The 25,729-nt window shown below is 66.0% G+C and carries 30 protein-coding genes and 3 tRNA genes; 21 read left to right on the forward strand and 12 right to left on the reverse strand.

What is annotated here, in order from left to right:
• Positions 1–30: 30 nt before the first annotated feature.
• The 4 genes from WC585_RS03430 (at position 31) to WC585_RS03445 (ending at position 3,423) form a co-directional block, all read left to right on the forward strand.
• On the forward strand, positions 31–1,191 hold the full coding sequence (locus tag WC585_RS03430) for an isoaspartyl peptidase/L-asparaginase family protein (protein WP_373256161.1): 1,161 nt from the start codon (positions 31–33) through the stop codon (positions 1,189–1,191).
• On the forward strand, positions 1,188–1,448 hold the full coding sequence (locus tag WC585_RS03435; protein ID WP_373256163.1) for a hypothetical protein: 261 nt from the start codon (positions 1,188–1,190) through the stop codon (positions 1,446–1,448). Before WC585_RS03430 ends, WC585_RS03435 begins: the two co-directional genes overlap by 4 nt.
• Before the next feature lie 53 nt (positions 1,449–1,501).
• Entirely contained in the window at positions 1,502–2,527 is a 1,026-nt protein-coding gene (locus tag WC585_RS03440) for a fumarylacetoacetate hydrolase family protein (protein WP_373256164.1), read from the forward strand.
• A gap of 77 nt (positions 2,528–2,604) precedes the next feature.
• Positions 2,605–3,423 (forward strand): hypothetical protein, encoded by an 819-nt coding sequence (locus tag WC585_RS03445; protein WP_373256166.1) that lies wholly within the window; start codon positions 2,605–2,607, stop codon positions 3,421–3,423.
• A 173-nt stretch (positions 3,424–3,596) separates the two neighbouring features.
• Here WC585_RS03445 and WC585_RS03450 read toward each other — a convergent pair whose 3' ends face one another.
• Complete coding sequence (locus WC585_RS03450) at positions 3,597–4,637, reverse strand: LLM class flavin-dependent oxidoreductase (RefSeq protein WP_373256167.1); 1,041 nt, start codon at positions 4,635–4,637, stop codon at positions 3,597–3,599.
• Complete coding sequence (locus WC585_RS03455) at positions 4,634–5,578, reverse strand: RimK family alpha-L-glutamate ligase (RefSeq protein WP_373256168.1); 945 nt, start codon at positions 5,576–5,578, stop codon at positions 4,634–4,636. The genes WC585_RS03450 and WC585_RS03455 overlap by 4 nt, the downstream gene beginning before the upstream one ends.
• A gap of 128 nt (positions 5,579–5,706) precedes the next feature.
• Between WC585_RS03455 and WC585_RS03460 the strand changes: the two genes are divergently transcribed.
• Positions 5,707–5,791, forward strand: a tRNA-Leu gene (locus WC585_RS03460).
• Positions 5,792–5,796: 5 nt separating this feature from the next.
• Here WC585_RS03460 and WC585_RS03465 read toward each other — a convergent pair.
• Positions 5,797–6,096 carry a hypothetical protein gene (locus WC585_RS03465; protein WP_373256169.1) on the reverse strand — a complete coding sequence of 100 codons (300 nt, stop codon included), beginning with the start codon at positions 6,094–6,096 and terminating at the stop codon, positions 5,797–5,799.
• Positions 6,097–6,295: 199 nt separating this feature from the next.
• Between WC585_RS03465 and WC585_RS03470 the strand changes: the two genes are divergently transcribed.
• The 3 genes from WC585_RS03470 to WC585_RS03480 all read left to right on the forward strand — a co-directional run bounded on the left by WC585_RS03470 (position 6,296) and on the right by WC585_RS03480 (position 9,933).
• Positions 6,296–6,610 carry a hypothetical protein gene (locus WC585_RS03470; protein WP_373256170.1) on the forward strand — a complete coding sequence of 105 codons (315 nt, stop codon included), beginning with the start codon at positions 6,296–6,298 and terminating at the stop codon, positions 6,608–6,610.
• An 83-nt stretch (positions 6,611–6,693) separates the two neighbouring features.
• Positions 6,694–7,944 carry a multidrug effflux MFS transporter gene (locus WC585_RS03475; protein WP_373256171.1) on the forward strand — a complete coding sequence of 417 codons (1,251 nt, stop codon included), beginning with the start codon at positions 6,694–6,696 and terminating at the stop codon, positions 7,942–7,944.
• A 57-nt stretch (positions 7,945–8,001) separates the two neighbouring features.
• Positions 8,002–9,933, forward strand: a complete 1,932-nt coding sequence (locus WC585_RS03480) for a leukotriene A4 hydrolase C-terminal domain-containing protein (RefSeq protein ID WP_373256172.1) — start codon at positions 8,002–8,004, stop codon at positions 9,931–9,933.
• Positions 9,934–9,949: 16 nt separating this feature from the next.
• On the opposite strand, the gene WC585_RS03485 is transcribed toward WC585_RS03480, so the two are convergent.
• The 4 genes from WC585_RS03485 to WC585_RS03500 all read right to left on the reverse strand — a co-directional run bounded on the left by WC585_RS03485 (position 9,950) and on the right by WC585_RS03500 (position 13,530).
• Positions 9,950–10,540, reverse strand: a complete 591-nt coding sequence (locus WC585_RS03485) for a hypothetical protein (RefSeq protein ID WP_373256173.1) — start codon at positions 10,538–10,540, stop codon at positions 9,950–9,952.
• Positions 10,541–10,559: 19 nt separating this feature from the next.
• Positions 10,560–11,684, reverse strand: coding sequence for a tRNA epoxyqueuosine(34) reductase QueG (gene queG / locus WC585_RS03490; RefSeq protein WP_373256174.1), 1,125 nt, complete (start codon positions 11,682–11,684; stop codon positions 10,560–10,562).
• Positions 11,685–11,843: 159 nt separating this feature from the next.
• Positions 11,844–12,527 carry a glutathione S-transferase family protein gene (locus WC585_RS03495; RefSeq protein ID WP_373256175.1) on the reverse strand — a complete coding sequence of 228 codons (684 nt, stop codon included), beginning with the start codon at positions 12,525–12,527 and terminating at the stop codon, positions 11,844–11,846.
• Between the two features lie 64 nt (positions 12,528–12,591).
• Positions 12,592–13,530: a cation diffusion facilitator family transporter gene (locus WC585_RS03500; RefSeq protein WP_373256176.1), complete on the reverse strand. Its 939-nt coding sequence runs from the start codon at positions 13,528–13,530 to the stop codon at positions 12,592–12,594.
• Positions 13,531–13,670: 140 nt separating this feature from the next.
• Here WC585_RS03500 and WC585_RS03505 point away from each other — a divergent pair, with 140 nt between their 5' ends.
• Complete coding sequence (locus WC585_RS03505; RefSeq protein WP_373256783.1) at positions 13,671–14,474, forward strand: undecaprenyl-diphosphate phosphatase; 804 nt, start codon at positions 13,671–13,673, stop codon at positions 14,472–14,474.
• Positions 14,475–14,476: 2 nt separating this feature from the next.
• Here WC585_RS03505 and WC585_RS03510 read toward each other — a convergent pair whose 3' ends face one another.
• Positions 14,477–15,463 (reverse strand): complex I NDUFA9 subunit family protein, encoded by a 987-nt coding sequence (locus tag WC585_RS03510; RefSeq protein WP_373256177.1) that lies wholly within the window; start codon positions 15,461–15,463, stop codon positions 14,477–14,479.
• A 191-nt stretch (positions 15,464–15,654) separates the two neighbouring features.
• On the opposite strand from WC585_RS03510, the gene WC585_RS03515 reads away from it, so the two are divergent.
• The 9 genes from WC585_RS03515 (at position 15,655) to ptsN (ending at position 21,667) form a co-directional block, all read left to right on the forward strand.
• Positions 15,655–15,741 (forward strand) — tRNA-Leu (locus WC585_RS03515).
• Between the two features lie 110 nt (positions 15,742–15,851).
• Positions 15,852–16,466, forward strand: a complete 615-nt coding sequence (locus WC585_RS03520) for a ribonuclease D (RefSeq protein ID WP_373256178.1) — start codon at positions 15,852–15,854, stop codon at positions 16,464–16,466.
• On the forward strand, positions 16,466–17,122 hold the full coding sequence (gene lptC / locus WC585_RS03525; RefSeq protein ID WP_373256179.1) for an LPS export ABC transporter periplasmic protein LptC: 657 nt from the start codon (positions 16,466–16,468) through the stop codon (positions 17,120–17,122). Before WC585_RS03520 ends, lptC begins: the two co-directional genes overlap by 1 nt.
• Before the next feature lie 2 nt (positions 17,123–17,124).
• A complete protein-coding gene (locus WC585_RS03530; RefSeq protein ID WP_373256180.1) occupies positions 17,125–17,604 on the forward strand; it encodes an LptA/OstA family protein in 480 nt (159 codons plus the stop codon).
• Positions 17,605–17,626: 22 nt separating this feature from the next.
• Positions 17,627–18,424, forward strand: a complete 798-nt coding sequence (gene lptB, locus WC585_RS03535; protein ID WP_373256181.1) for an LPS export ABC transporter ATP-binding protein — start codon at positions 17,627–17,629, stop codon at positions 18,422–18,424.
• An 89-nt stretch (positions 18,425–18,513) separates the two neighbouring features.
• Positions 18,514–18,759: a hypothetical protein gene (locus WC585_RS03540; protein WP_373256182.1), complete on the forward strand. Its 246-nt coding sequence runs from the start codon at positions 18,514–18,516 to the stop codon at positions 18,757–18,759.
• 92 nt (positions 18,760–18,851) lie between these two features.
• The gene (rpoN, locus tag WC585_RS03545) at positions 18,852–20,372 is read left to right on the forward strand and encodes an RNA polymerase factor sigma-54 (protein WP_373256183.1); all 1,521 of its coding nucleotides are present in this window, start codon (positions 18,852–18,854) and stop codon (positions 20,370–20,372) included.
• A 75-nt stretch (positions 20,373–20,447) separates the two neighbouring features.
• Positions 20,448–21,119 (forward strand): ribosome hibernation-promoting factor, HPF/YfiA family, encoded by a 672-nt coding sequence (hpf, locus tag WC585_RS03550; protein ID WP_373256184.1) that lies wholly within the window; start codon positions 20,448–20,450, stop codon positions 21,117–21,119.
• Positions 21,120–21,199: 80 nt separating this feature from the next.
• Positions 21,200–21,667, forward strand: coding sequence for a PTS IIA-like nitrogen regulatory protein PtsN (ptsN, locus tag WC585_RS03555; protein ID WP_373256185.1), 468 nt, complete (start codon positions 21,200–21,202; stop codon positions 21,665–21,667).
• Between the two features lie 15 nt (positions 21,668–21,682).
• Here the strand turns inward: ptsN and WC585_RS03560 are convergent, their stop codons facing one another.
• The 4 genes from WC585_RS03560 to WC585_RS03575 form a co-directional block, all read right to left on the reverse strand.
• Positions 21,683–21,940, reverse strand: a complete 258-nt coding sequence (locus tag WC585_RS03560) for a DUF1150 family protein (RefSeq protein ID WP_373256186.1) — start codon at positions 21,938–21,940, stop codon at positions 21,683–21,685.
• Between the two features lie 84 nt (positions 21,941–22,024).
• On the reverse strand, positions 22,025–22,444 hold the full coding sequence (locus WC585_RS03565) for an Hsp20 family protein (protein WP_373256187.1): 420 nt from the start codon (positions 22,442–22,444) through the stop codon (positions 22,025–22,027).
• Positions 22,445–22,613: 169 nt separating this feature from the next.
• Positions 22,614–22,689, reverse strand: a tRNA-Ala gene (locus WC585_RS03570).
• 164 nt (positions 22,690–22,853) lie between these two features.
• On the reverse strand, positions 22,854–23,327 hold the full coding sequence (locus WC585_RS03575) for a TIGR02300 family protein (RefSeq protein ID WP_373256188.1): 474 nt from the start codon (positions 23,325–23,327) through the stop codon (positions 22,854–22,856).
• Positions 23,328–23,463: 136 nt separating this feature from the next.
• On the opposite strand from WC585_RS03575, the gene aroA reads away from it, so the two are divergent.
• The 3 genes from aroA to cmk are packed head-to-tail and all read left to right on the forward strand — an operon-like array spanning position 23,464 to position 25,693.
• Entirely contained in the window at positions 23,464–24,765 is a 1,302-nt protein-coding gene (gene aroA / locus WC585_RS03580; protein WP_373256784.1) for a 3-phosphoshikimate 1-carboxyvinyltransferase, read from the forward strand.
• The gene (locus WC585_RS03585) at positions 24,765–25,052 is read left to right on the forward strand and encodes a hypothetical protein (RefSeq protein WP_373256189.1); all 288 of its coding nucleotides are present in this window, start codon (positions 24,765–24,767) and stop codon (positions 25,050–25,052) included. Before aroA ends, WC585_RS03585 begins: the two co-directional genes overlap by 1 nt.
• Positions 25,049–25,693, forward strand: a complete 645-nt coding sequence (gene cmk, locus WC585_RS03590; protein ID WP_373256190.1) for a (d)CMP kinase — start codon at positions 25,049–25,051, stop codon at positions 25,691–25,693. Before WC585_RS03585 ends, cmk begins: the two co-directional genes overlap by 4 nt.
• The last annotated feature ends 36 nt before the right edge of the window (positions 25,694–25,729 follow it).

The raw sequence follows: 25,729 nt of genomic DNA on the forward strand, positions 1-25,729 counted from the left end.
TCGGCGACGCGATCACCGACGCTGCTCTCCATGACCCTCACCCGCCTGATCCCCGCCGCCTTCGCCCTGGCCCTGATGGCCACGCCCGCCGTCGCCCAGACCGCCCAGACCGAGGCCCCGCGCTGGTCCTTCGCCATCCACGGCGGAGCAGGTGTCATTGAGCGCGACAGCCTTTCGCCCGAGCAGGACGCGGCTTACCGCGCCGCCCTGACCCGCGCGCTGGAGGCGGGTCAGGCCATCCTGTCGCGCGGCGGCACGGCCATGGATGCGGTTCAGGCGGCGATCCAGATCATGGAGGACGACCCCCTGTTCAACGCCGGGCGCGGCGCGGTCTTCACCGCCGCTGGCCGCAACGAACTGGACGCCGCCGTCATGGATGGCTCGAACCTGACCGCCGGCTCGGTCGCGGGCCTGACCACCACCCGTCATCCCATTGCCGCCGCCCGCGCCGTGATGGATCAGAGCCCGCATGTGATGCTGATCGGCCCGGGGGCCGACGCCTTCGCCGCCTCGGTTGGGCTGGAGCAGGTCGAGCCGTCCTTCTTCTTCACCGAGCGCCGCTGGCAGGGGCTTGAGACGGCGCTGCGGGCGCGAAACCTGCCCATCCCCTCCCGGCCCGCCGGTGCGCCCGGTCCGCAGGCTGCGATCGACGAAGGCCAGAGTCCGCCCCTGAACGAGCGCAAGTTCGGCACCGTTGGCGCGGTCGCGCTGGACCAGTCCGGCAACCTGGCCGCCGGCACCTCGACCGGCGGCATGACGGCCAAACGCTGGGGCCGCGTCGGCGATGTGCCGGTGATCGGCGCGGGCACCTATGCCTCCAATGCCGACGGCTGCGCCGTCTCGGCCACGGGCGATGGCGAGTATTTCATCCGGGCGACGGTGGCGCGGGACATCTGTGCCGGCATCGCGGCCGAGACGGCAGTGTCTCCAGAAGCCCGGGCCCGCCAACGACAAGCTTCAGCCTGCCCAGCCGATGAAATCTGCCTGTCGCACCCTCGCAATCCGGACTTCGTCGTCATCGACCGAGAACTAGCCCAGGTGGAGGCTTTGGGCGGGAGCGGCGGGGTGATCGTGATGACCCGCAGCGGCGATGCCTGGCTGCACATGAACACCTCGGGCATGTATCGCGGCGCGGTGTCCTCGACCGAGCCCGCCCGTGTCGGCATCTATGCCAATGAGCCGCCGCGATGAGCGACGACGAGCTTTCCGCCATGGCCATCGAGGAACTGGACGCGGCCTGCGCCCTGCCGTGGCCCGATCTGAAGGCGGTGACGCCCTGGGGTGACATCTTCACCGGCTTTGCTCCCTCGGGCCGCGAGGTCGAGGTGGAGCGGCGCTATCTGTGGGCGCATCAGCCCGAGGGGGCCGTCGCTGTCGAGGTCGAGGTGCGCGACATGGGCGCTCGCACAGGGGCCGAGGCCAAGGCCCTGATCACCCCGCCCGTCTGATCGACCACAGACACCCGCTTCCCTTTGCGGAAAAACCGTTTAGGCCTTGAGGCATGAAACTCGCCTCGCTCAAGCACGGCCGCGACGGTCGCCTCGTCCTCGTCTCCAGTGATCTGAACTGGTTCACAGACGCCTTCCTGATCGCGCCGACCTTGCAGGCCGCGCTGGACAATTGGGACCGGCTGGAGCCCGATCTGCGCGCTCTGGCGGAAAGTCTGGAACACGGAGGTGTGCCGCGTGGCCGCTTCCATGAACGCGACGCCGCCGCCCCCCTGCCCCGCGCCTATCAGTGGGCCGACGGCTCGGCCTATGTGAACCACGTCGAACTGGTGCGGAAGGCGCGCGGGGCCGAAATGCCCGACAGCTTCTGGACCGATCCGCTGATGTATCAGGGCGGCTCCGACGGCTTCCTGGCCCCGCGTGATCCCATCCCGCTGGCCGACGAGGCCTGGGGCTGCGATCTGGAGGCCGAGGTCGTGGTCGTGACCGGCGACGTGCCGCAGGGCGCGACGCGGGATCAGGCGCTGGCGGCCATCCGCCTGGTCGGCCTGGTCAACGACGTATCCCTGCGCAACCTGATCCCCGCCGAACTGGGCAAGGGCTTCGGCTTCGTCCAGTCCAAGCCGGCCAGCGCCCTGTCGCCCGTCTTCGTCACGCCCGACGCGCTGGGCGACCGCTGGAAGGACGGCAAGCTGCACGGCACATTGTCCGTCCAGTTGAATGGTCAGGACTTCGGTCAGGCCGACGCCGGCACCGACATGACCTTCGACTTCGGCACCCTGATCGCGCACCTGGCCAAGACGCGCAGCCTGGGGGCCGGCACCATCATCGGCTCGGGCACCGTCTCCAACCGCGACGCCGACGGCGGCCCCGGCAAGCCCGTCAGCGAAGGTGGCCTGGGCTATTCCTGCATCGCCGAGGTGCGCACGGTCGAGACCCTCCTGCGTGGCAAGCCCGAGACACCGTTCCTGAAACCCGGCGACACCGTCCGCATCGAAATGCTGGACGACCACCACCACACCCTGTTCGGCGCTATCGAACAGACGGTTGAGGGGGTAAGTGCGTCTGACGAAAACTGATCGAGCTGCTGCAACGCTTGCGTTCAGGGGTTGCAGTATCCACGGTCGACCTGAAATCGAATAACTTGAGTATACCCATGCGTCGCGCCGTTTTGCTCATGGCCTCGGTGGCCTTTGCTCCATCCGCCTCTGCCCAGGACGCTGCCCGAGATTGGGACCTGCATGGCGATGCCAGCACTCGCACGACTATGGCTTATACAGAGTTCTCAAATGGCCTGGGCCTTGGGTTCAGATGCCGGAATGGAGATTTCTCGGCCGTCGTCAGCGGGCTACCGGCCAGCCCCACCGAGCGCCGGACGCTTCGGCTGAAGTTCGGCGACGAGGATGCGTATGAGACCGGCTGGAACTCGACGACCGAACCCACGGTGGCCGTAGCCGATATCCCTGCCCCCCTGGCTCGCACCTTTCGCAAGGGTGGATCGCTCAGACTGACCGTGCCCGGCGCTGCTGCGAATGGACGCGATATTACCTATGTCGTCGACCTTCCGTCGTCGTCCTCTGCCATCGATGAAACACTAACTCGCTGCGAAAAGCCCCTTACGGATCCTCGCGACGCGGAACTGGATGCCTTGCCAGACAACGGGCTGCCGAGCGGCTTGAGTTGGCAGACCCGCCCCCGCATTCGCTATCCCGAAACCCGGTATGCCCGAGGTCACGTCGTGCTCAGTTGTATTGCAGATCAGTCGGGCCGGGCCCGTGACTGTGTCATCGAAAGTGAGCACCCTCATGACGGTCGTTTCGGTCGCGCGACGCTCGATGCCATGGACGGAGCGCGTCTGAGCAACTCAGCCCAGCCTGGTGCCCCCCTTCGTCCTGTGCGCTTTGTTTTCCGCGCGCATTTCACTATGGATCAACAGGGTACACCTAGCGCAGCCTCGGGGCTGATCAGGCGTTGACAGCATCGAGGCCAGCCGGAGATTACTCCTGCTGAAAGGGCGCAAGCCTTACACCCTGCGACCACAGCGGATGTGGGTTCGAACTGTTCATCCGCGCTCGCCGTATTTAGCACGGCCAATCCGACGCGCATGTCGAGCTAATCACGTCGGGGCAGACCCCGGCCTCAGCCAGATCAGCCGTTGATCACCTGGGCCGCAAACCGCTCCATCTCTTCTTCCTGGGGCGACATCTGTAGCAGGACCAGGTCCAGCCCGGCGGCTTCGAATTCGGCGACCCGCTCGCGCACCGTCTCGGGCGTGCCGACGAAGCCGGGCCGCAGACCGCGATTGGAGACGCTGTATTCGCGGATCTTCAGCTCGCGCTCCAGCTCGGTGCCCGACAGCCACTGATCGAAGTTGGCGAAGCCGGCGGGTGGATTGCCCTCGGCCAGGCCGGGGATGGCCGTGATCCGCTCCAGCTCGCGGTCTGCCTCGGCCTGAGTGTCGCGGACGACGGCGTAACCCGCCATGCCGAACGACATGGGCGGCAGGCCGAAGCTCTCGCGCCGGGCCTTCATATCCGCGACCTTGGCGGCGATATGCTCCGGCTCGTCGCCGTGCATGACATAGGCGTCGCAGTGCCGCGCGATCAGGGTCTTGGCCGCCTCGCTCTCGCCGCCCGCATAGATAACGGGGCGAGGCCGCGCAGGCGTTGAGGTCGGCTTGGGTTCCACGATGGCGTCCTTCAGCGTGTAGAACTGGCCCTCGAAATCCGTGCGCTTCTGCGTCCACAACCGGTCCACGACCTGCAGCCATTCGGTGGTGCGGGCATAGCGGTCGTCGTGCTGGTCGAACTGCAGGCCATAGCTTTCCGCTTCCTTGGCCCACCAGGACGAAACGACGTTCAGCGCCAGTCGCCCGCCCGAAATCTGGTCGATATTGGCTGCCGCCTTGGCGAACAGGGCGGGCTGGTGAAAGTTCGGCCGTACGGCCACCATCAGCTCGATCGTCTTCGTCACCGCCGCCAGGGCCGCCGCGCTGGACCAGGCATCCAGCGCCGGGGCCTCGATGCCCTTGATGTCGTTCAGATTCAGCTCGGCGATCAAGGTCAGGTCCCAGCCGATCTCCTCGGAGCGACGGACCAGCCGTGACAGGTTTTCCCACGACGCCTCGCGCTCGTCGTCGACATTCCTCAGCCAGCCGCCGAAGACCGGGGCCCAGTAACCGTACCTCATGCCGCGGCCTTTCTCTTTTCGTCTTCAATGATGCAGGCCAGCCAGGCCACCAGGTTGTCATGCGGATCGAAGCCCAAAACCTCGACCGGATTGGCCACGAAGTTCGACAGGCCATTAATGTCGTAAAACAGCACCGAACCGTCCCGGTCGTCGATCAGATATTCGACACCCCCGACCTCGATCTCGCTCGCCACGGCCAAACGTTCGACCGCCGCGATGATCTCGTCCGGCGGCGTGGCCTTCGTCATGGTCAGGGTCGGCGCACCGGGCCGCACCAGACAGGCATCGGCGGGGCACAGGTCGAAGGCATCGCCGGGGCTCTCGATGTCGATGGCGTACAGGTATTTGCCGTTCAGCGTCTCGACCCGGGTGATCTTGCCGCCCCGGCGCGGCGCATATTCCTGGATCAGGGAGATGCCGTTCACCCCGACCGGACACCATTTCTCGCCCGCCGCCTCGGCAAGGCTTTCGGGACTTTCATAACGGGTGATGCCGGCACCGGCCCCGCCGATGTCGGCCTTGACCAGGACCGGGAACCGCAGCCCCTCGGCCGCCGCCGGAATGTCCGCCTGCCGGTGAGCGACCCGGGTCGCGGGGCCCTGAAGCCCCAGCCGCGCGATCAGCGACATCTGCCGCGCCTTGGAGGTGTCGATGGTCAGGGCCGATGCATTGACCACCCGCGTACCCTGCCCCTGCCAGTGGTCGAACAGGCTCTGGGCATAGAAGATCGGGTGCTCCGGATCGCGCAGGAAGGAGGACATCGCCACGCGGCTGAACACGACCTTTGCCGGTGCAGGCGACGCCGCCGGATCGAACCCATGCCCGGCCAGCGGCACCTTCACATGGCGGACGCCATGCCGGTCCAGCGCCGCGAACAGCGGCTCGAACCATTCCGGATGTTCATAGACGACGGCGAGGTCGGGCAGGTCTGAAGCGCTCATGCGATGCCAGATGCGTTACACCATGATGAAACGCAAGAGGGGCGGTTGCAGAATTCATGGCGTCGCTCCTGCTCTTCGTCACGGCCTATTGGCACAAGACGCCCAGTCCGGCTAAAGGACGCTCGCGGGCCCCGGTGGTGGAACTGGTAGACGCGCCGGACTCAAAATCCGGTTCCGAAAGGAGTGTCGGTTCGAGTCCGACCCGGGGCACCATCTCTTCAGATTAGCGCGCGGCCCGAGATCGCCTTCAGCGTGTCGGCACGGGCCGGCAAATCGGTCGCAAGGCGCAAGGCCGCTTCGCGCACACCGACAGGATAGGCGTCGCCGCCGTCGGCTATGTCGCTGGCCGCCTCCGCGACCTGGGCCATCAGCCGCACCAGGGCCTGGATGTCATCCAGAGCCAGGGCGCGGGCCTCGCGTTGCAGGCGGGCGATCCGGTCACCCCGGCTCTCGGGCGTGCTCATCAGGGCACGAATTTCGGCGGTGGAAGAGGCGATATTCAGGGCGGCGCTGGCCATTGGGACATCCTCCGGGCTTCGGGGTCTCGCCCCGTTCCGATCGGCCAGTTCTGGCAGGCCAGACCTGAACACCGCGACAGCCTGGCGGTCAGCTTTCGTTCATATGGTGAAGCTGTGGCCCTGGGGGTCGCGGCTCTCGCATGCAGCCTGACGGAACGCAGTCCTTTGACGAACATTAATGGGTCAGGAGGCTCGACCCATGATTGCCCTGTTGTTCGCCATCGCCCTGACCGCCGGACCCACGCAGACGTATGCGCAGCTCGACGAGGCCGAGTTCGACATCAAGCCTGTGGTCATGACGACCGAAGACGCGGCTCCTGTTCTGGCAGGCGTAGCCGTGACGGTCGAGTGTACGGCCCGCTCGGATGGCAATGTCGAAGGCTGCATCGTCCTGGGCGAGACCCATCCGGGTCTGGGTTTCGGAGAGGCGGCCGTGGCATTGGTGCAGGACAGCCGCGTCGAACCTGGGCAAGGCGACATCCAGTTCGCCCGCACCATTCAGTTCACGCCCTAGAACTGGCCTATCCGCCTTCGCAGTTGCGAAATGTCATCCAGACAAGGTTGCGATGCGAGACTGTCGGGCGCATCTGACCGGGCATGACAAGAGCCGGCACTGAAATTCCCCTCAAAGGCCCCGGCTTTCCCGAGTTCGTCGCCCTGATCGCGATGATGATGGCGCTGAATGCGCTGGCGATCGATTCCATGCTGCCCGCCCTGCCCGCCATCGGCGAGGCGCTGGGCGTGGCCAATGAAAACAGTCGCCAGTGGGTCGTAACGGCCTATCTGCTGGGGTTCGGCGTCACCCAGATCATCTATGGCCCGCTGGCTGACCGATACGGCCGCAAGCCTGTGCTGATGTTCGGGCTCGGCGTCTATGTCGTGTTCAGTGCCCTGGCCGCCTTTGCACCGACATTCGAGCTCTTGATCGCCGCCCGCGTCGGCACGGGTATCGGCGCGGCAGCCCTGCGGGTCTTGGCCGTCTCCATCGTGCGGGACCGTTACTCCGGGCGGACCATGGCACGGGTGATGTCGCTCAGCTTCCTGGTCTTTCTGGGCATTCCGATCCTGGCCCCAACGCTTGGCCAGTTGATCCTGACGGTCGCGCCCTGGCCGTGGATCTTCGGCGTCTTGGCCCTGGCCGGCAGCGCCTACATGATCTGGACGGCCATCCGCCTGCCTGAAACCCTGCACCCAGACGACCGCATGCCCATCCAGGTCGGACGCATCGCCGGGGCATTTCGCCAGGCCCTGACCGAGCGCCAGTCCATCGGCTACACCCTGGCCATGACCTGCATCACCGGCGCGCTGTTCGGCTTCATCAACTCCAGCCAGCAGATCTTCTTCGATGTGTTCCAGGCCCCGCATCTGTTCACCACCGTGTTCGGCCTGGTCGCGGGCGGCATCGCCGTGGCGTCCCTGTTGAATGCACGACTGGTCGAGAAACTGGGCTCTCGCCTGATCTCGCACACCGCCCTGATCGGCTTCATCGTCATGGCCTCCATCCATTCGGTGGTGAACCTGATGGGGCTGGAGACCATCTGGACCTTCGCCGTCCTGCAAGGCCTGACCATGTTCTGCTTCGGCTTCATCGCGGGTAATTTCGGCTCCATGGCCATGGAGAAGATGGGTCATATCGCGGGCACGGCTTCCTCGGCCCAGGGATTTATCTCCACGACCCTTGGGGCGACCTTCGGCTTCCTGATCGGTCAGCAGTTCAACGGCAGCGCCACGCCCATGACCCTGGGCTTCGTCGGCCTGGGTCTGCTGGCCATGACCTTCGTGCTGTTGGCCGAGAAAGGTCGACTGTTCACCGGACGAAACACGACTGCCGCCGCATCCGCCCCTTGATCTTTTCGCCTCCAGGAGGCGTTGTCCCCCGCGACAACGGTTTCTAGGAGATGCGTGATGGTCCGCCCACTGATGATGGTTTCGATGATGGCACTGACGACGGCCCTAGGGGCGTGTCAGACGACAGGCGGGTCTGTGACCGATCCCGGTGCCATCGCAGCCGTCGCAGCGTCCGAGGCGATGACGCCCATCCCGCAGGACATTCACACCTATGCCCAGCCCAATATCGCGCGGGTTACCCACGTCGATCTGAACCTGACTGCAGACTTCGACAGCAAGAGCCTGTCGGGTACAGCCACACTCGACATCGCCGCCCAGCCGGGTGCGACCGAGATCGTGCTCGACGCCCGCAATCTGGACATCCGGTCGATCACCGACGCCGAGGGCCGCCCCCTGGGCTTTGCCGAGGGGCAGGACGACCCCATCCTGGGTCACGCCCTGACGGTGCAGATCGGTGACGCCCGCAAGATCGTCATCACCTATGCGACGCGCCCCGATGCGGCCGCCCTGCAATGGCTGACACCCGCCCAGACCGCAGGCGGCCAGCAGCCCTATATGTTCAGCCAGGGCCAGGCGATCCTGACCCGGACCTGGGTGCCGACCCAGGACAGCCCCGGCATCCGCCAGACCTGGGACGCCCGCATCACCGCGCCACGCGATCTGAAGGTGGTCATGAGCGGCAGGGCTTCGGGCCGCGCTCCCATCGGGCCTGATCTGATTTCCTGGCGCTATGTCGAGACCAATCCGGTGCCGCCCTATCTGATCGCCATCGGCGTGGGCGATGTCGATTTCCAGGCCATCGATGAGCGGACCGGCGTCTGGACGGAGCCATCGCGCCTCGAGGCCGCCCATGACGAACTGGTTCCGACCGCCGCCATGGTCGATGCGGCCGAGGCGCTGTACGGCCCCTATCGCTGGGGCCGGTACGACCTGCTGGTCCTGCCGCCCTCCTTCCCGTTCGGCGGGATGGAAAACCCGCGCCTGACCTTCGCCACCCCGACCATCATCGCCGGCGACCGCTCGCTGGTCAGTCTGGTGGCGCATGAGCTGGCGCACAGCTGGTCCGGCAATCTGGTGACCAATGCGACCTGGGCCGACTTCTGGCTGAACGAGGGCTTCACCGTCTATTTCGAGAACCGCATCATGGAGGCAACGGAGGGACGCGACCGCGCCCTGATGCTGCAGTCCCTCGGTTGGGGCGATCTTCAGGACACCCTGGCCAGCCTGCCGCCCGCCGATACCCGGCTGAAGCTGGACCTGGCCGGACGCGACCCGGACGAGGGCCTGACCGATGTCGCCTATGAGAAGGGGGCCGCCTTCCTGCGCACCATCGAGCGCATCGTGGGTCGTGAGAAATTCGACGCCTGGCTGACCGGCTATTTCGAGCGGAATGCCTTCCGCCCCATGACGACCGAGCTGTTCCTGGAGGACATCCGCGCCCATCTGGTCACGACGCGCGCGCTGGAGGACCAGCTGATGATGGATGCCTGGATCTATCAGCCTGGCATGCCGTCGAACTGGCAGCCGCCGGTGTCGGACGCCTTCGCCCCTGTCGATGCGGCGGCCCTGGCCTTTGCGGACGGCGGACCGGCCTCGGCCATTCCGTGGGCCAACTGGTCGACACAGGAGCGCCAGCGCTTCCTGGCCTGGCGCCCGCCGGTTCCGCCCGCCTCGGGCCGCTGGTTCAGCGATGCCCAACTGGCCGATCTGGAGACGACCCTGAACCTGCGTCAGGAAGGCAATGCCGAACTGGTCTTTGCGTGGCTGGATATCGCGGTGCAGCATCGTTACCAGCCCGCCGTGCCGACTCTGGAGCGGTTCCTGACCACGCAAGGTCGTCGCAAATTCGTCCTGCCGCTGTTCACCACCCTTTGGGGTCAGGGCGACTGGGGCCGCCCGATCGCCACCCGCCTCTATGGCGAGGCGCGGCCCGGCTATCACCCGGTGACGACGAACTCGGTTGATGCCGTGGTGGGTCGCCCGCAGTAGGGGCGAACGCGCGGATCTAGGGGGCCACCTCGTCAACGTTGTCGATGGCTTCCGGCAGTGGGGCCATCGACACCTGCTCTGGCACGGAGAGCGGCCGGAATGGTGCGTCGGGGTTCAGCGCCGCTGTCTCCTCGAAGAACCGGCCCGGGCTCATCGACGGCTCGCGCCCCGTCGCCAGCCCCGCCATCCGGATCAAGTCGGCGATGAAGGTAATGCAGTTTCGGCGGCGCAGGTCGTAGGTCCACCCCTCCGGCCCGTTCCACCAGTCCGCTCGTGCACGGATGGCGGCATAGACTTCGTCGCTGACAGTCACGGTCAGATAGCCCTTGCCCTCGTCGATGTACCGGGCGTCCGGGCTGGCCACCACGCCGCGTCCGGAGACGAACAGCAGCTGCGGCCCGGGGCTGCGGGCGGTGAACCCGGCGGCCCAGTCCACCGGCTCGCCCGTCGCCTCCAGTGTGCCGGTCGCCTGCACATAGGCATGCGGAAACAACAGATAGCCGCCCCGCACTCGAGCCCCGGGATGGGCATAGAAAGACAGGGTGACCTCGGCCAGGGCCGGTCCGGCCACACTCAGAAAGGCCAGGGCCAGCAACAGCAATCGCATCCGACACTCCTGATCCACGTCAGGTGTCAGCGTTCGGCAACTCCCATTCGTTCCGAACCGATGCGTCCTCATCGTCCGCGTGATGCAAGGCCAGCAGGGCAAAGGCCTCCGGTGCCAGCAGCCGCGACAGGGCCCACACGGCAGAGCCTCGAACCACTGGTGCCGGGTCCACCAGCAGCGGCTCGATCACCGACACCAGGGCCGGGTCACCGCTGTTGCCGATAGCGTACAGCACATTGCGAACAAACCGATCCCGCCCGATCCGCTTGACCGGGCTCTTGGAGAACAGCGCCCGAAAAGCCGCGTCGTCCAGTGTCGCCAGATCGGCCAGACGCGGTGACACCAGCGCCTCTCGCGCCTTCACCCGCCCCTCATGGGCTTCGGACGCGAATTTGTTCCACGGACAAACGGCCAGACAGTCGTCGCAGCCGTAGATCCGGCTGCCGGTCGCCGTGCGGAACTCCACCGGCCAGGGACCGGCGAACTCGATGGTCAGATAGGACAGGCACCGCCGGGCATCCAGCTGGAATGGCGCTGGGAAAGCCTGCGTCGGGCAGGCATCCAGACAGGCGGTGCAGGAGCCGCAATGCTCTGTCTCCGGTGCGTCCGGCGCGATCTCGGCGGCGCTCAGGATCACGCCCAGGAACAGCCAGTTGCCGTGGTCACGGCTCAGCAGATTGGTGTGCTTTCCCTGCCAGCCCAGGCCCGCCCGCTGGGCCAGCGGCTTCTCCATCAACGGCGCGGTATCGACGAAGACTTTCACGTCCTGCCCCGTCCGCGCCGCCACCTGACCAGCCAGGGTCTTCAGCCGCCCCTTGATGACCTCGTGATAGTCGTCGCCCCGCGCATAGACCGATATGTATCCTGCTCCGGGGTCGGCCATCTCCGGCAAGGGATCATGCCCCGGCCCGTAGTTGAGGCCCAGAACTATGGCCGTCCTCGCCCCGTCCCACATGGCGGTGGGGTGGGCGCGCCGCTCCAGCGTCGTTTCCATCCAGCCCATGTCGCCATGCCGCCCCGCCTCGACGAAATGCGCCAGCCGCTCGCCCGCACTCCACGGCTCCGACGCCGAGGCGAAACGGCAGACATCGAAACCCAGAGCGCTGGCGGCGGTGCGGATGGTGTCGCGGAAGTCGCCGGTCATCCCTGCTCTCTCACACACCGCTCATCCCGGCGAAAGCCGGGACCCAGTGCTTTGGATGAACAACATTGAAGATGACCAACATCGCCTATCCGGAAACGCCGCCATCACACTGGACAGGACTGGGTCCCGGCTTTCGCCGGGATGAGCGGAAGGGGGAGATTAAAAATCGAGGTCCACATAGTGGGGCGACGGGGCCACGCCCGGAAAGCGATCCGCCAGCAGCGGCCGGAACGATGGCCGTGACTTCAGCTTCATGTACCAGGTCTTCAGGCCCGGATAGGCCGCCCAGGCGATCTCGCCGAAGTAATCCAGCACCGAGATATGGGCGGCCGCGACCAAGTCCGCTTGGCCGATCCGGCGTCCGGCCAGGGCGTCGCGCTGGGACAGCAACTCTTCCAGCAGGGTCAGGTGGGTGCGGAGCGACTCGCGACCAGCGCGCAGGGCGCGGGCCTCGGGCGGTCCGAGACGCAGCAAGGGTTTTTCCATCCGCTCGTGCAGCAAGACGGCATTGACGTCGTCGGTGAACCGGCGGTCGAACCAGCCGATCAGGCGGCGGGTCTCGGCCCGCTCGGCGGCATCCGTAGGCATTAGGAAGTCGCCCTTGGCGCGATCCTCCAGCCAACCCAGAATGGCGGCGGGTTCGCATAGGGTCAGGGGACGGCCATGCTCGCTGACTTGCAGGACAGGCGGCATGCCGGACGGGTTCAGCGGACCGACCGGGCAATCGTCTTCCCACGGACGAACGGCCGTTTCGACCACCGCCACCTTGGCCTCGCCCAGCGCCAGGCGCACGCTTCGCGAGGCGGGGTCGAAGGCAAAATGATACAGGACGGGGTCCGACATCCGGCCCTTATGCGACCGGGGATGTTAAGCCCGCGTTAGCTATGCCGTTGTCCGGGCGCGAACGTCAGGCCCACGGACCCGTGCTGGCCGGTGCCATCGCCGCCGTATCGTCAGGCCGCGTGCGGCCGCGCGGATCGGCATGGATCAGGATGTCGGCTCCGGCGAAGGCGGCGCGCAGCCGATCCTCGGCCTCGACGACGATGTCATGGGCCGCGACCAGGGTCAGGCCGGGATCCAGATCGACATGCATCTGGATCATCAGCACGGTTCCAGCCATCCGGGTCCGCAACTGATGCAGGCCCGAGATGCGCGGATCGGCCAGGACGGCGGCGACGATGGCCTTGCGCTGATCCTCCGGCGCGGCACGGTCCAGCAGATGATCGGACGCGTTTCTCAGAATGCCGATCGCGCCCCAGAACAGCCAGACCGACACCACCAGCCCCGCCGCCGCATCCAGCCCCGGTGCCGACAGGAAAGTGCCGGAAATCACCCCGATCAAGACCACGCCATTGGCCGCCAGATCGCTGGCGTAGTGGGCGCGGTCAGCCGCGACGGCCAGCGACCCGCTGCGCCGCATGGCCCGCGACTGCATCCAGATCAGCCAGCCTGTCAAACCGATCGAGATCAGCATGACCACCACGCCCGCCACACCGGATGTAACCGGCTGCGGGTCGAACATGCGCTGGACGGCCTCGAAGCCGATGAAGACCGCCGAGGCGAACACCAGGCCCGACTGAACCAGAGCCGCCAGGGCCTCGCCCTTGCCGTGCCCATAGCGGTGATCGTCATCGGCGGGCGCGGCGGCCCAGCGCACGGCAAAGAAGGTCGCCAGAGATGCCACCAGATCCAGCGTCGAATCGGCCAGCGACGCCAGGATGGACACCGACCCCGACGCACCCAGGGCGAAGGCCTTCAATACGATCAGGACCACGGCCACGCCCACCGCCAGGCGGGTAATTTCACGGGTGACGATCTGTGCCTCGGACGAAGGGGTGGAAGTCATCGCTGCCTTGTCGCGGAAAGCAGACGCGCTGCCAAGGTGACGTGGTGCCACGAGGTGCAATCGACGGCTCGCCTATCCGGTGCAGTCTGGCTAAAGGCTGGGCGGCGGCGCACGTGCCGCGACAAGAGGCTGACGGCATCATGGCGGACTGGATCGCGGCGATCATCCTGGGCATCGTCGAGGGGCTGACCGAGTTCATCCCCGTCTCCTCGACTGGCCACCTGCTGCTGCTGGGCCACTTCCTGGGCTTCGAGAGCGAGGGCAAGACCTTCGAGATCGTGATCCAGCTGGGGGCCATTCTGGCGATCGTGACGGTCTATTTCCAGCGCCTCTGGGCCCTGGCCACGCGCTGGCCGCACGATCCGAAGGCGCGGCATTTCATCCTCGGCGTCCTGCTGGCCTTTCTGCCGGCAGCCTTCGCCGGGGTGTTTCTGTACGATTTCATCAAGGCGGTCCTGTTCGAGACGCCGACGGTCGTCTGCATCGCCCTGATCGTCGGGGGTGTCCTGCTGCTGCTGCTGGACCGGATGAAGAAGGTCCCGACCTATCTGGATGTGAACACCTATCCGATGCGGGTCTACGGCCTGATCGGACTGTTCCAGTGTCTGGCCCTTGTTCCCGGCGTTTCGCGCTCGGGTGCGACCATCGCGGGCGGCCTTCTGCTGGGCACAGACAAGCGATCGGCGGCCGAGTTCACCTTCTTCCTGGCCTTGCCGACCATGGGCGGGGCCGTCGCCTATGACCTGTTCAAGAGCTGGAGCGACCTGGACTTCAGCGACTTCGGCCTGATCGGCCTGGGCTTCGTCGTCGCCTTCGTGACGGCCCTGTTCGTGGTGCGATTCCTGCTGGACTTCGTCAGCCGGCACGGCTTTGCGCCCTTCGCCTGGTGGCGGATCGTGGTCGGGGTGATCGGCCTGGGCCTGATCTGGGGTGGAGTGGGCTGACCCTAGACCGGCGTGGTCTTCACCGGGGCCGAGGCGAACTGGCCTCCATCGCGATAGCGCCACAGATAGGAGGCGGCGATCGCCTCTACGCCCGTCGGCTCGATACCCAGGGCCGACAGACCCTCGGCGCTGTCGGCGACGACATTGTCGGTCTCCAGCAGAACGACCTGATCGCGGGTCAGCACCGGCGGGATGCCGACCATGGTGCTGAGCTGGGCCATACCGCCGATCATCTTGGCGATCGGGAACGGCAGAGGGATCAGACCGCGCGACGGACGATAGGTCTCGCGCAGGACCAGTTTGAGCAGATCCTCGAACGTCATGACCGCAGGTCCGCCCAGTTCGAAGGTGCGGCCCGCCGCTTCGCGCAACGAGACGGCACGCGCCACGGCCTCGGCCACGTCGCCGACATAGACCGGCTGGAACTTCGTCTGGCCGCCACCGATCAGGGGCAGTGCCGGGGCGAACTGGGCCATGCGGGCGAACTGGTTCAGGAAGTTGTCGCCGGCCCCGAAGACGATGGAGGGGCGCACCACGACCGCATCGGGTTTGGCCACGCGCACGGCCATCTCGGCCTGCGCCTTCGTCCGGGCATAGTCGGACGCGCCTTCCGGATTGGCTCCGATGGCCGACATCTGAACAAGGCGATCGACCCCGGCGGCTGCACAGGCCTCGGCGATGACGCGCGAGGTGTCGACGTGCATGACCTCGAAGCTGCGCTTGCCGCTCTCGTACAGGATGCCGATCAGATTGACGGCGGCATCGGCGCCTTTCAGCGCGGCGGCAACATCGTCGGGACGCGTCGCGTCGCAGCGGACGGCAACGATCTGCCCTACATCGCCCTGGGGCTTCAGATCATAGGCGCGGTCGGGGCGGCGCACGGCCACTCGCACCCGCCAGCCACGACGGGCCAGCGCACGGACCACCTGACTGCCGACGAAGCCGGAGCCGCCGAAGACGGTGACCAGGCCGGGGGTGACTTCGTTCATGGCGAACTGCTCCGAGGACGACGCGAAACCGGGCGGACATATCTGGCCGAACCCTTGCTGCGCCGGGGATTAGACGATGCGCCCGCCGCTCGCAACGCAATCGGATGAAAACCCTGTTGACCCGCCCCGGACCCTGCCTTAAGGGTCCGCGCCTTCCAGATGGAAACGCGCCCCGGCGCGGCGACATCCGGGCCCAGGTGGCGGAATTGGTAGACGCGCTGGCTTCAGGTGCCAGTGATAGAAATGTCGTGGAGGTTCGAGTCCTCTCCTGGGCACCAATCATTCGAACGGCGTCGCATCGAAAGGTGCGGCGCCGTTTTCGTTTTCGGCCTTCACTGACGACATCTCTGCCTATCGCCTCAAAGCCCCGGCTGGTTTACGGGAAGGTATGACCGTCTATCTGCATCAGGGCGACCTGCCCGACGACCTGGACCTGGGCCCCGAGGTCGCGATCGATTCCGAGACTATGGGCCTGCGCTTTCGCCGCGACCCGCTGTGCGTGGTCCAGCTGTCGTCCGGCGATGGCGACGCGCACGTCGTGCGCCTGAACCGCCCCGCCTATGACTGTCCAAACCTGAAGCGGGTGCTGACCGATCCGGCAGTGACCAAGATCTTCCACTTCGGGCGCTTCGACATCGGCATGTTCCAGCTGCATCTGGGAGTCGAGACCCGGCCCGTCTACTGCACCAAGATCGCCTCCAAGCTGGCCCGTACCTATACGGACCGGCATGGTCTGAAGGATGTCGTGCGTGAGATGGTCGGCGTCGATCTGTCCAAGGCCCAGCAGTCCAGCGACTGGGGCAATGCCGAGCTGACGCAGGCCCAACTCGATTACGCCGCCTCTGATGTCCTTTATCTGCATGCTGCCAAGACGCGGCTGGACATGATGCTGGAGCGTGAGGGACGCACCGAGCTGGCCCGCAAATGCTTCGATTTCCTGCCGACACGGTCCGCGCTGGATCTGGCCGGCTGGGACGAGATGGACATCTTCGCGCACACCTGATGACCCCCTCCGACGACATTCGAGATCAGGATGACGAGGCCCGCGTCGCCGCGACGGCTGCGGCCTTTCGCGCGCGCTCGCGCCGGGTTCGTCTGCTGCGCCGGGTGCTGCCGGTCGTCATTCTGGTGCTGGCGGGCGGCACCATCAGCTGGATCGTCCTGCGCACAGTCATGTCGGACGTCGAACGCCAGGCCGGGGCCAGCAACGAGGTCCGCCTGGACAACCCGATGTTCCACGGTCAGGACGCGGAGGGTCGCAGCTTCGTCATCGGGGCCAAGGGCGCGATCCGCGATCCAGCGACGGGCCGTTTCCGCCTTGTCGGTCCTGCGCTGAGGCTGAACCTGGGCGGCCGAAAGGTCACCGAACTGACCGCTGACGGCGGCACCTACGACCAGGTGGCCAAGACCGTCACCATCGGCCCCAATGTGCGCATTGCCGACGGCGGCTCGGGCTTCACAATGATCACGCCAGAGGCTGTGGTCGACACCTCGACCGGCATCGTGACAGGCAACAAGGGCGTTCAGGGCACAGGCCCCCTTGGAACCATCAACGCTTCGTCCTATGCCATTTATGAACAGGGTGACCGGGTCGTGTTCAGCGGCACGGGCGATAACAAGGTGCGCGGGACCTTCAACCCGTCGCGTTCGGATCCATGAGCATGACCAGACCCCTCACCGCCGCAGCCATCGTCTTGCTGGCCGCCCTAGGCGTCCCGACCCTGGGCGATGCCCAGACAGCACCGAACAACGCCGATGCACCGATCGCCTGGTCGTCCGACGACGTCCAGTATGAGGGCGACACCCTGACCTTGATCGGGCGGGCCGAACTGATCCAGGGCCAGAATCGACTGCGCGCCGACCGGCTGGCCGGCTTCAGCCAGACCAGCGACAGCCGTATGGAAGCGACCGGCAACGTCTATTTCGTCACGCCGGACCAGACGATCCGTGGCGACCGCGCCGTCTATACAACTGGCAACGACACCATCGTGGTCACGGGCGACGTCATCCTGACGCAAGGGCAGAACGTCGCCACCGGGTCGCGCCTGACCTACAATACCCGCACGGAATCGGCGCGGCTGGAAGGCGGCTCCAACGGTCGCGTTCAGGGCGTCTTCTACCCCAGCAGCACGGGGAACTGAGCCTAGCGGCTCGGCTTGACGCATGGCGCGCAAGGAACTGTCTGCCCTGAATGTGCTGGAGACGCCGCAGGCGGCGGACGAAGCGCCTGCGCCCGAAGCGACAAAAGGGCTGCGCGTCCGGAATATCGCTCGTGCCTTCGGCCAGCGTAAGGTCGTGCAGGACGTGTCGCTGGATGTTCAGCGCGGTCAGGTCGTCGGCCTGCTGGGGCCCAATGGTGCGGGCAAGACCACCTGTTTCTACATGATCACCGGCCTGATCCCGCCGGACAGCGGGTCCATCTGGCTGGATGGCGAGGATGTGACCGCCCAGCCAATGTATCAGCGCGCGCGCATGGGCCTTGGCTATCTGGCGCAGGAAGCCTCCATCTTCCGCGGCATGACGGTCGAGCAGAACGTCCGCGCCGTTGTCGAACTGCATCACACCGGCAGCAAGGCCATCGCCGACGAGACCAGCCGACTGTTGAACGAGCTACGCATCGACCACCTGCGCCATGCCCCCGCGTCCGGCCTGTCCGGCGGGGAGCGGCGCCGTTGCGAGATCGCGCGGGCGCTGGCGGGCAAACCCAGCTTCATGCTGCTGGACGAACCCTTTGCCGGCATCGACCCCCTGGCCATCGCCGACATCCGTCAGGTCATCCGCTATCTGGCGGGCCAGGGCATCGGCGTGCTGATCACCGACCACAATGTACGCGAGACCCTGGAAATCATCGACCACGCCTCGATCATCTCGGGCGGCTCGGTCCTGTTCGAAGGCAAGGCCGAAGACGTGATCCGCGACCCCGAAGTGCGCCGGGTCTATCTGGGCGACATGTACGGCTGACGGCCTGTTTTGCTATCGGGCCCTTCACCACGCCGTGACTCCACATTCGCCGAACGCCGTGTCATCCTCGCCACATCAGGGAGGCGACAATGGCCGTCAGAAATACCCTTTTGAAAAGCCAGGCCGGGGTCCGGCTGGAATTGCTGGAGCGCATCAACGCGCATGGCGCGGTGCTGAAGGCTGAGTATCGGCTGCGCTCCCTGCGTCCCGTCCGCCTGCCTAGGCTGACCAGTCTGGAAGCGGCAGAGGACGCCTATGATCTGGAAGTTGTCGGCTGCCTGATGGACCCGGTGGTGCAGGACATGATCCAGCGGGGCGCGGCAGAGTTTGGCTGAGGCGGTAGCCGCTCGTTAACCGGTCTGGCCACAAGGTGGCCACAGCAAGTTTCGGGCCACGTCGGTCACGGACGGCGGGGGACAGGTTTCAGGTGCTCGGACAAAGGCTGGATATTCGGCAGGGCCAGGGTCTGGTCATCACGCCCCAGCTGCAGCAGGCCATCAAGCTTCTGCAGTTGTCCAACCTGGAGCTGGACGCCTTCGTCGAGGCCGAGCTGGAAAAGAACCCCCTGCTTCAGCGCGAGGACGGCGAGCCCGGCGGTGAGACCGAGGTGCCTTCCGAAAGGGCGGGCGATCGTGACACCGCTGAGATGACCTTCGACGAGGGTCGGGTCCAGGACGCAGACCGCACCCTGGATGCCCGCTCGGACGACGTCTACGGCGACGCCAGTCCCGGAGAGCGCACCGGCGATCGAATGGAGGACGTGGGCACTGGCGAAGCCCAGCCCGGCCTGAACGACTGGTCCCGCGCCGGATCGGGCGGCGGCCTGCCCGACGGCGAAGGCCGCGAACAGCCCGACACCCGCGAAGCGACCCTGTGGGAACATCTGCAGATGCAGGCGTCCCAGGCGGGGTTCTCCGCCTCAGATCACGCCATCGCCCTGACGCTGATCGATGCGGTGGACGAGGGCGGCTATCTTCGTGGCGAGCTGGCCGAGATTTCAGATCGTCTGGGTGTATCGCTGGATCGGATCGAGGCCGTTCTGGCGACCTGTCACGGGTTCGAGCCAACCGGGATCATGGCGCGGTCGGTGCCCGAGTGTCTGAAGCTGCAACTGATCGAGCGCAACCGGTTCGACCCGGCGATGGATTGCCTGCTGGAAAATCTCGATCTGCTGGCCCGGCGCGATCTGACGGCGCTGAAGAAGGCCTGCGGTGTCGATGCCGAGGACATGGCCGAGATGATCGCCGAGCTGAAGGCCCTGACGCCGCGGCCTGGCGCAGGCTTCGGCGGCGAACCGGCCCAGACCGTCATTCCCGACGTCCATGTGCGCGCCGATCCTGCGGGCGGCTGGAAGGTCGAGCTGAACGCCGACACCCTTCCCCGGCTGATCATGGACAAGCGCTATCACGGCGTCGTCCAGGCGGGCGCGCGGTCCGATACCGAAAAGACCTTCGTCGCCGAATGCGCGGCCCAGGCAAGCTGGCTGGTCAAGTCGCTGGATCAGCGGGCCAAGACGATCCTGAAGGTATCATCCGAGATCGTACGCCAGCAGGATGCCTTCCTGGCCTTCGGCGTCGAGTTCCTGCGGCCGCTGAACCTCAAGACCGTCGCCGACGCCATCGGCATGCATGAAAGCACCGTCAGCCGCGTCACCTCGAACAAATATGTCTCCACCCCGCGCGGGGTGTTCGAGCTGAAATTCTTCTTCACGGCCTCCATCCAGTCGTCCGACGGCGGGGCCACGCACTCGGCCGAAGCCGTCCGTCATCGGATCAAGGCCATGATCGACAACGAGACGCGTGACGGCGACATCCTGTCGGACGATCGGATCGTCGAGATCCTGAACGAAACCGGGATCGACATCGCCCGCCGCACCGTAGCCAAATACCGGGAAGCCTTGAGGATTCCGTCCTCGGTCGAGCGCAAGCGGATGGGCCGAACCGGCTAGTTGATCGCGTAAGCGTGACCGTGAAATCGTCGTTCGGCGTTGACACCAAAATCAGTCGGGCGCGTTCTGTCGGGTATGCAAATCCAGGTAAGCGGAAAGCGTGTGGATGTCGGCGAAGCGTTAGGCTCGCGCATCTCCCAGGAACTCGAAGACGGGATCGGCAAGTATTTCGAACGAGGGGCACAAGACGCTGAAGTCGTCGTCTCCAAGGACGGGTACGGCTTCAAGGTCGATTGCTGGGTCCGCCTGGCGTCGGGCGAGGCCATCGTCACCAGTGGCAGCGGTGGGGATGCGCACGCGGCATTTTCTGACTCGCTCGAGAAGCTCGAGAAGCGTGTCCGTCGCTACAAGCGCCGCCTGAAGGATCACCACATCGGACCCAAGGGGCTCTCGCCCGAGAAGACCGAAAATGCCGCCCGTGACGTGGCGCGTAGCATCGTCCTTCGCAATCCTGACGAGGTCGAGGACGATGCCTTTGGTGAGGCCGGACGCCCGGACGAGCCTCCCCCCATTGGCATGGTCATTGCCGAAACACAGGCCGAAATCCGCACCATCACCGTGGGCCGGGCCGTTCTCGAACTGGACATGACCGGCTATCCGCTGGTCCTCTTCCGCAATGCGGCACACGGCGGACTTTCGGTCGTGTATCGGCGCCCGGACGGCAACGTCGGATGGATCGACCCCGAGCGCACCGTGGCTTTGAATGGTCACGGGAAGACAGCCGCAACGGGCGAAGCAAGCGCCTAAGCTTTCAAATCGGCGGTGGGTGGTCTAAGGGCCGCCCACCGCCCTTCTGTTCGTGGTCGAGTTTCGGGACGTCGCGTCTAATGGATATCGCACAACTGCTGGCGACCGATGGTGTCGTCCTGCGTTCGGGCGCATCGTCCAAGCGGCAAGCCCTGCATACAGTGGCCGACACAGCCGCCCGGGCGTTGGGCCTGAACGAAAACCGTGTTCTTGAGTCCCTGCTCGAACGCGAGGCTTTGGGATCAACGGGTCTGGGTTCCGGCGTTGCCGTTCCCCACGCACGCGTAGAGGGTCTGGAGCGGATCGTCGCCGTCTTTGTCCGTCTGGACACGCCTGTGGCCTATGATGCGGTGGACGACCGTCCTGTCGACCTGATCTTTGCCCTGTTCGCCCCACCAAGCGATGGTGCCGAACATCTGAGGGCTCTGGCCGCCGCCTCGCGTGCCCTGCGCTCGTCAGAGATGCGCCAGCAGCTTCGTCAGGCCCACACCGCAGATGCCATCCGGGCCCTGTTCGTCAGGGACACAGCTCCCGCCACAGCGGCCTGACCACTCCCACGGATTCTAGTGAACGGACACCGGCTCCAGTTCGTGGGCCACGGCAGCGGCAAAAGCCGTCTCTCGATCGATCATGACGGCCAGACGTTCGCCGTCCGCACCGTGAACGGCGTACAAGGTGGATTCCGGATCGATGCTCACATCGTCCACCACATTGACGCGGGCATCGGCCAGCAGGTCGGCGGCGCTGATCTCGCGCACATACACCAGGTCGGGCGCACCCAGGCCGGCGAAATCTTCCTTGGTCATTCTCATGGGCGTCATCTGACCGCCTCCTCAACGCTACAATGCCCCAGAAGGGCGAAAGGTTCGGCCCCACTGTCGGCGACCGGACATGAACGACGGCTGTCAGCCCGTCGTGATGGGAATTTGTCGCACCGCATGGGTGCCCTCGGGGCGGCTCATGTCGACATGCAACAGGCCGTGCTCCAACCGCGCCTCATCGATCTCCAGCCCGTCAGCCAGGACGAAGCTGCGAACAAAGCCACGCCCGGCGATGCCCCGGTGCAGGAAGGCCTGATCCGCCTGCGCAGAGGCTTCGCGCTTGCCCGCAATGGTCAGCTGTCGACCTTCGACGGTGACGGTCAGATCGTCCGGGCCGAATCCAGCCACGGCCAGGGTAATGCGCACCGCCCGCTCACCCCGCTGTTCGACGTTGTAGGGCGGATAGCTGTCGGCGGCGGCACGCGCGGCGCGGTCGATCTGGGCCCGGGTATGATCGAAGCCCAGCAGAAACGGGCTGTCGAACAATATGGTGCGTGTCGTCATCCTGATCCGGTCCTTGCGAAAGCGACCCAGCCGTAACGGTCCCCCGAACCCGGCGAGACCTTCGACTGCGCCTTACAGATGGGATGTCGGGTGCTGTTCATCAAGCGCCTGATCGCCGGCACAATGGCACATATGGAAAAGGCCGCTTCCTTGAGGGAAGCGGCCTTTATGGTGGAGCTTAGCGGAGTCGAACCGCTGACCTCTTGCATGCCATGCAAGCGCTCTACCAGCTGAGCTAAAGCCCCGATCTGAAGCCAATGGCTTTTCGAAAGGACCGTCGCAGAAGCAAGATGCCCTGCGGCGAGGCGGCGGAACCTATGTCAGGGCCTGATTGCGATCAAGCCCGTATTCCGCATTTATTTTCAGGGTCGCCGGACGGTCGCGAAACCGTCCGGCAGCCGCCGAAAAATCAGTCTTCGTCCTTGCTTGGCGGACGGATCTCGTCTTCGAAATTGTCGTCGTCCTCGTCCTCGATGAAGGGGACGGAGTCGTCGTCGTCATCGTCGTCGGCCAGAACATCGTCGTCGTCGCTGGCTTCGCCCATGCCGGACTCTTCGGTGGGATCGACCGGCGTTTCGTCGTCGTCATCGTCGGGCGTCAGGATCGGCTCGTGGCCTTCCTGGTCGATTTCGGGTGTTGCGACGGTTTCGTCTTCCTCGTCGTCCTCGTCACCGTCGACCTTCTTGTCCTTGACCTGATCCTCGGCTTCGTCGTCGGCGGGATAGCCGGCCGGGCGACCGCGACGGTTGCGCAGTTTCAGCGCTTCCTCGGGATCGAATTCGGTCGCGCATTTGGGGCAATGAGCCGGGCGACGGCCCAGATCATAGAATTTGGCTTGGCAGTTCGGGCAGACCTGCTTTTGGCCCAGTTCGGGATTGGCCACGGGAATAGACCTTTGGCGGGAGTGGGAAATCGGGCGGCTCCCTTGCCACCCCTTGGCCCCACTGTCAAAAGCCATCTCCGCGCGCCCGCGCCGCAAAGCCTGTCACGGAGACCGCCGGGTGACGACAACCTTCCATCTGACCGTCCGTCCCGGCCCTTCCCTGAACGGGTCCGTGCGGGCTCCGGGCGACAAGTCCATTTCGCACCGGTCGCTGATCCTGGGGGCGATGGCGACCGGTACGACCGAGATCGAAGGCCTGCTTGAAGGCGAAGACATCCTGGCCACCGCCCGCGCGGTCGAGGCTTTCGGCGCGACGGTCACACGATTGGGAGCGGGTCGTTGGCGGGTCGAAGGCCGAGGCGGCTTCGTGACACCGGATCAGATCATCGACTGCGGCAATGCCGGGACGGGTGTGCGGCTGCTGATGGGGGCGGCGGCGGGCTATCCGATCACGGTGACCTTCGACGGCGATGCGAGCTTGCGGAAACGGCCAATGAAGCGGGTCACAGGGCCGCTGGCCGAGATGGGTGCGTATCTGGACTGGCAGGCCGAGGAAGACCGGTTGCCCGTCACCCTGTCGGGCGGGTCATTGAACGCCATCGACTATGAGCAGACCGTCGCCTCGGCTCAGATCAAGTCCGCCATCCTGCTGGCCGGACTGAATGCGTCGGGCACGACCACCGTGACAGAACCGGAAAAGAGCCGCGATCACAGCGAGCGCATGCTTCGGGCCTTCGGGGCCGAGGTGGACGTCGGGCCGATCGGCGGCGGCTGGCGCGTCTCACTGAAAGGTGGCCAGAGGCTGACCGGCACCGCCGTTTCCGTGCCCGGCGATCCGTCGTCGGCGGCGTTTCCTCTGGCAGCGGGACTGGTCGTGCCGGGTGCCGAGGTGACGGTCGAGGGCGTCATGCTGAACCCCTTGCGCACCGGCCTGTTCGAGACCTGGATCGAAATGGGGGCTGACCTGACCATCACCAATCGCCGCAGCAGTGGCGGCGAGGAGGTGGGTGACATCACCGCCCGCCATTCGCGCCTCAAAGGTATCGCGGTACCGGAGAGCCGAGCCGCCTCCATGATCGACGAATACCCCATCCTGGCCGCCACCGCCGCCTTTGCGGAGGGGGCCACCGTCATGCGCGGCATTGGCGAGATGCGTGTCAAGGAAAGCGACCGCATTGCCCTGATGGCGGCGGGTCTGACGGCCTGCGGCGTGAAGGTGCAGGAAGAGCCCGAGGGCTTCATCGTCACCGGCGGACCGGTCCGGGGCGGTGCGACCGTGACCACCCACGGCGACCACCGCATCGCCATGAGCCATCTGGTGCTCGGCCTGGCCGCTCAAGCCGCCGTCACCGTCGACGAACCCGGCATGATCGCCACCAGCTTCCCCGGCTTCGTCGAGATGATGCAGGGCCTGGGCGCAAACATGGAGGTCGCGTGATGTGGAAACCCAACAGGATCGATCCGCCCGTCCACACCCGCCCCAAGTCGAAGGGCCGACTGGCCCTGGACGCTGTTCTGTTCCTGGCGGCGGCCGGCGTCGTGGCCTGGGCGGGGCTGCGTGACATCTTCAACGGGCGATTGACGGTCCAGCGCGGCCCGGATGTGCTGCTGGCCGATCAGCCGGGTGCGTTCTGGAGCCTGCTGGTCGTTCACATCGTGATCGTCCTGATCTGCCTGGCCGTCAGCGCCCTGGCGGCACGTGCCCTGTTGAAGGCCCGCGCATGAGCCTGATCATCGCCGTCGACGGCCCCGCTGCCTCGGGCAAGGGCACCATCGCCGCACGGTTGGCGGCACACTACGGCCTGCCGTTTCTGGATACCGGCCTATTGTACCGCGCCGTCGGCATGGGCGTCATGGCCAGCGGCGCTTCGCTGGACGATGCCGGGGCGGCCGAGGCCGTGGCCCGGACACTGGATGCTGCCCACCTGTCGGACGACGCGCAGTTGACCACAGGCAAGGCCGGAGAGGCCGCCAGCCGCATCGCCGGCTACCCCGGCGTGCGAGCGGCCCTGCTGGAACTCCAGCGCGAGTTTGCGGCCCAGGCGGGCGGCGCAGTGCTGGACGGACGCGACATCGGCACGGTCATTGCCCCCCATGCCCCGGCCAAACTTTATGTCACCGCCACGCCCGAGGTGCGCGCCACGCGGCGCTGGAAACAGCTGACGGCGCGCGGCGACGCCATCGCCTATGAGGACATGCTGGCCGATATTCTGAGACGCGACGAGCGGGACGCCGGTCGCGGCGCGGCCCCCATGGTCCAGGCCGAGGACGCGGTCTTGCTGGACACGACCGAAATGGATATAGAGGCGGCCTTCGATGCGGCCCGCCGTATCGTCGAGGCGGCGCGTGTCCGGTCGGGTCTCTAGGGGCCTCTCGGCAAATCCAGCGCTCCCAACCTCGGC

It is taken from the genome of Brevundimonas sp. (assembly GCF_041648055.1).
In the GTDB taxonomy this organism is placed as follows: domain Bacteria; phylum Pseudomonadota; class Alphaproteobacteria; order Caulobacterales; family Caulobacteraceae; genus Brevundimonas.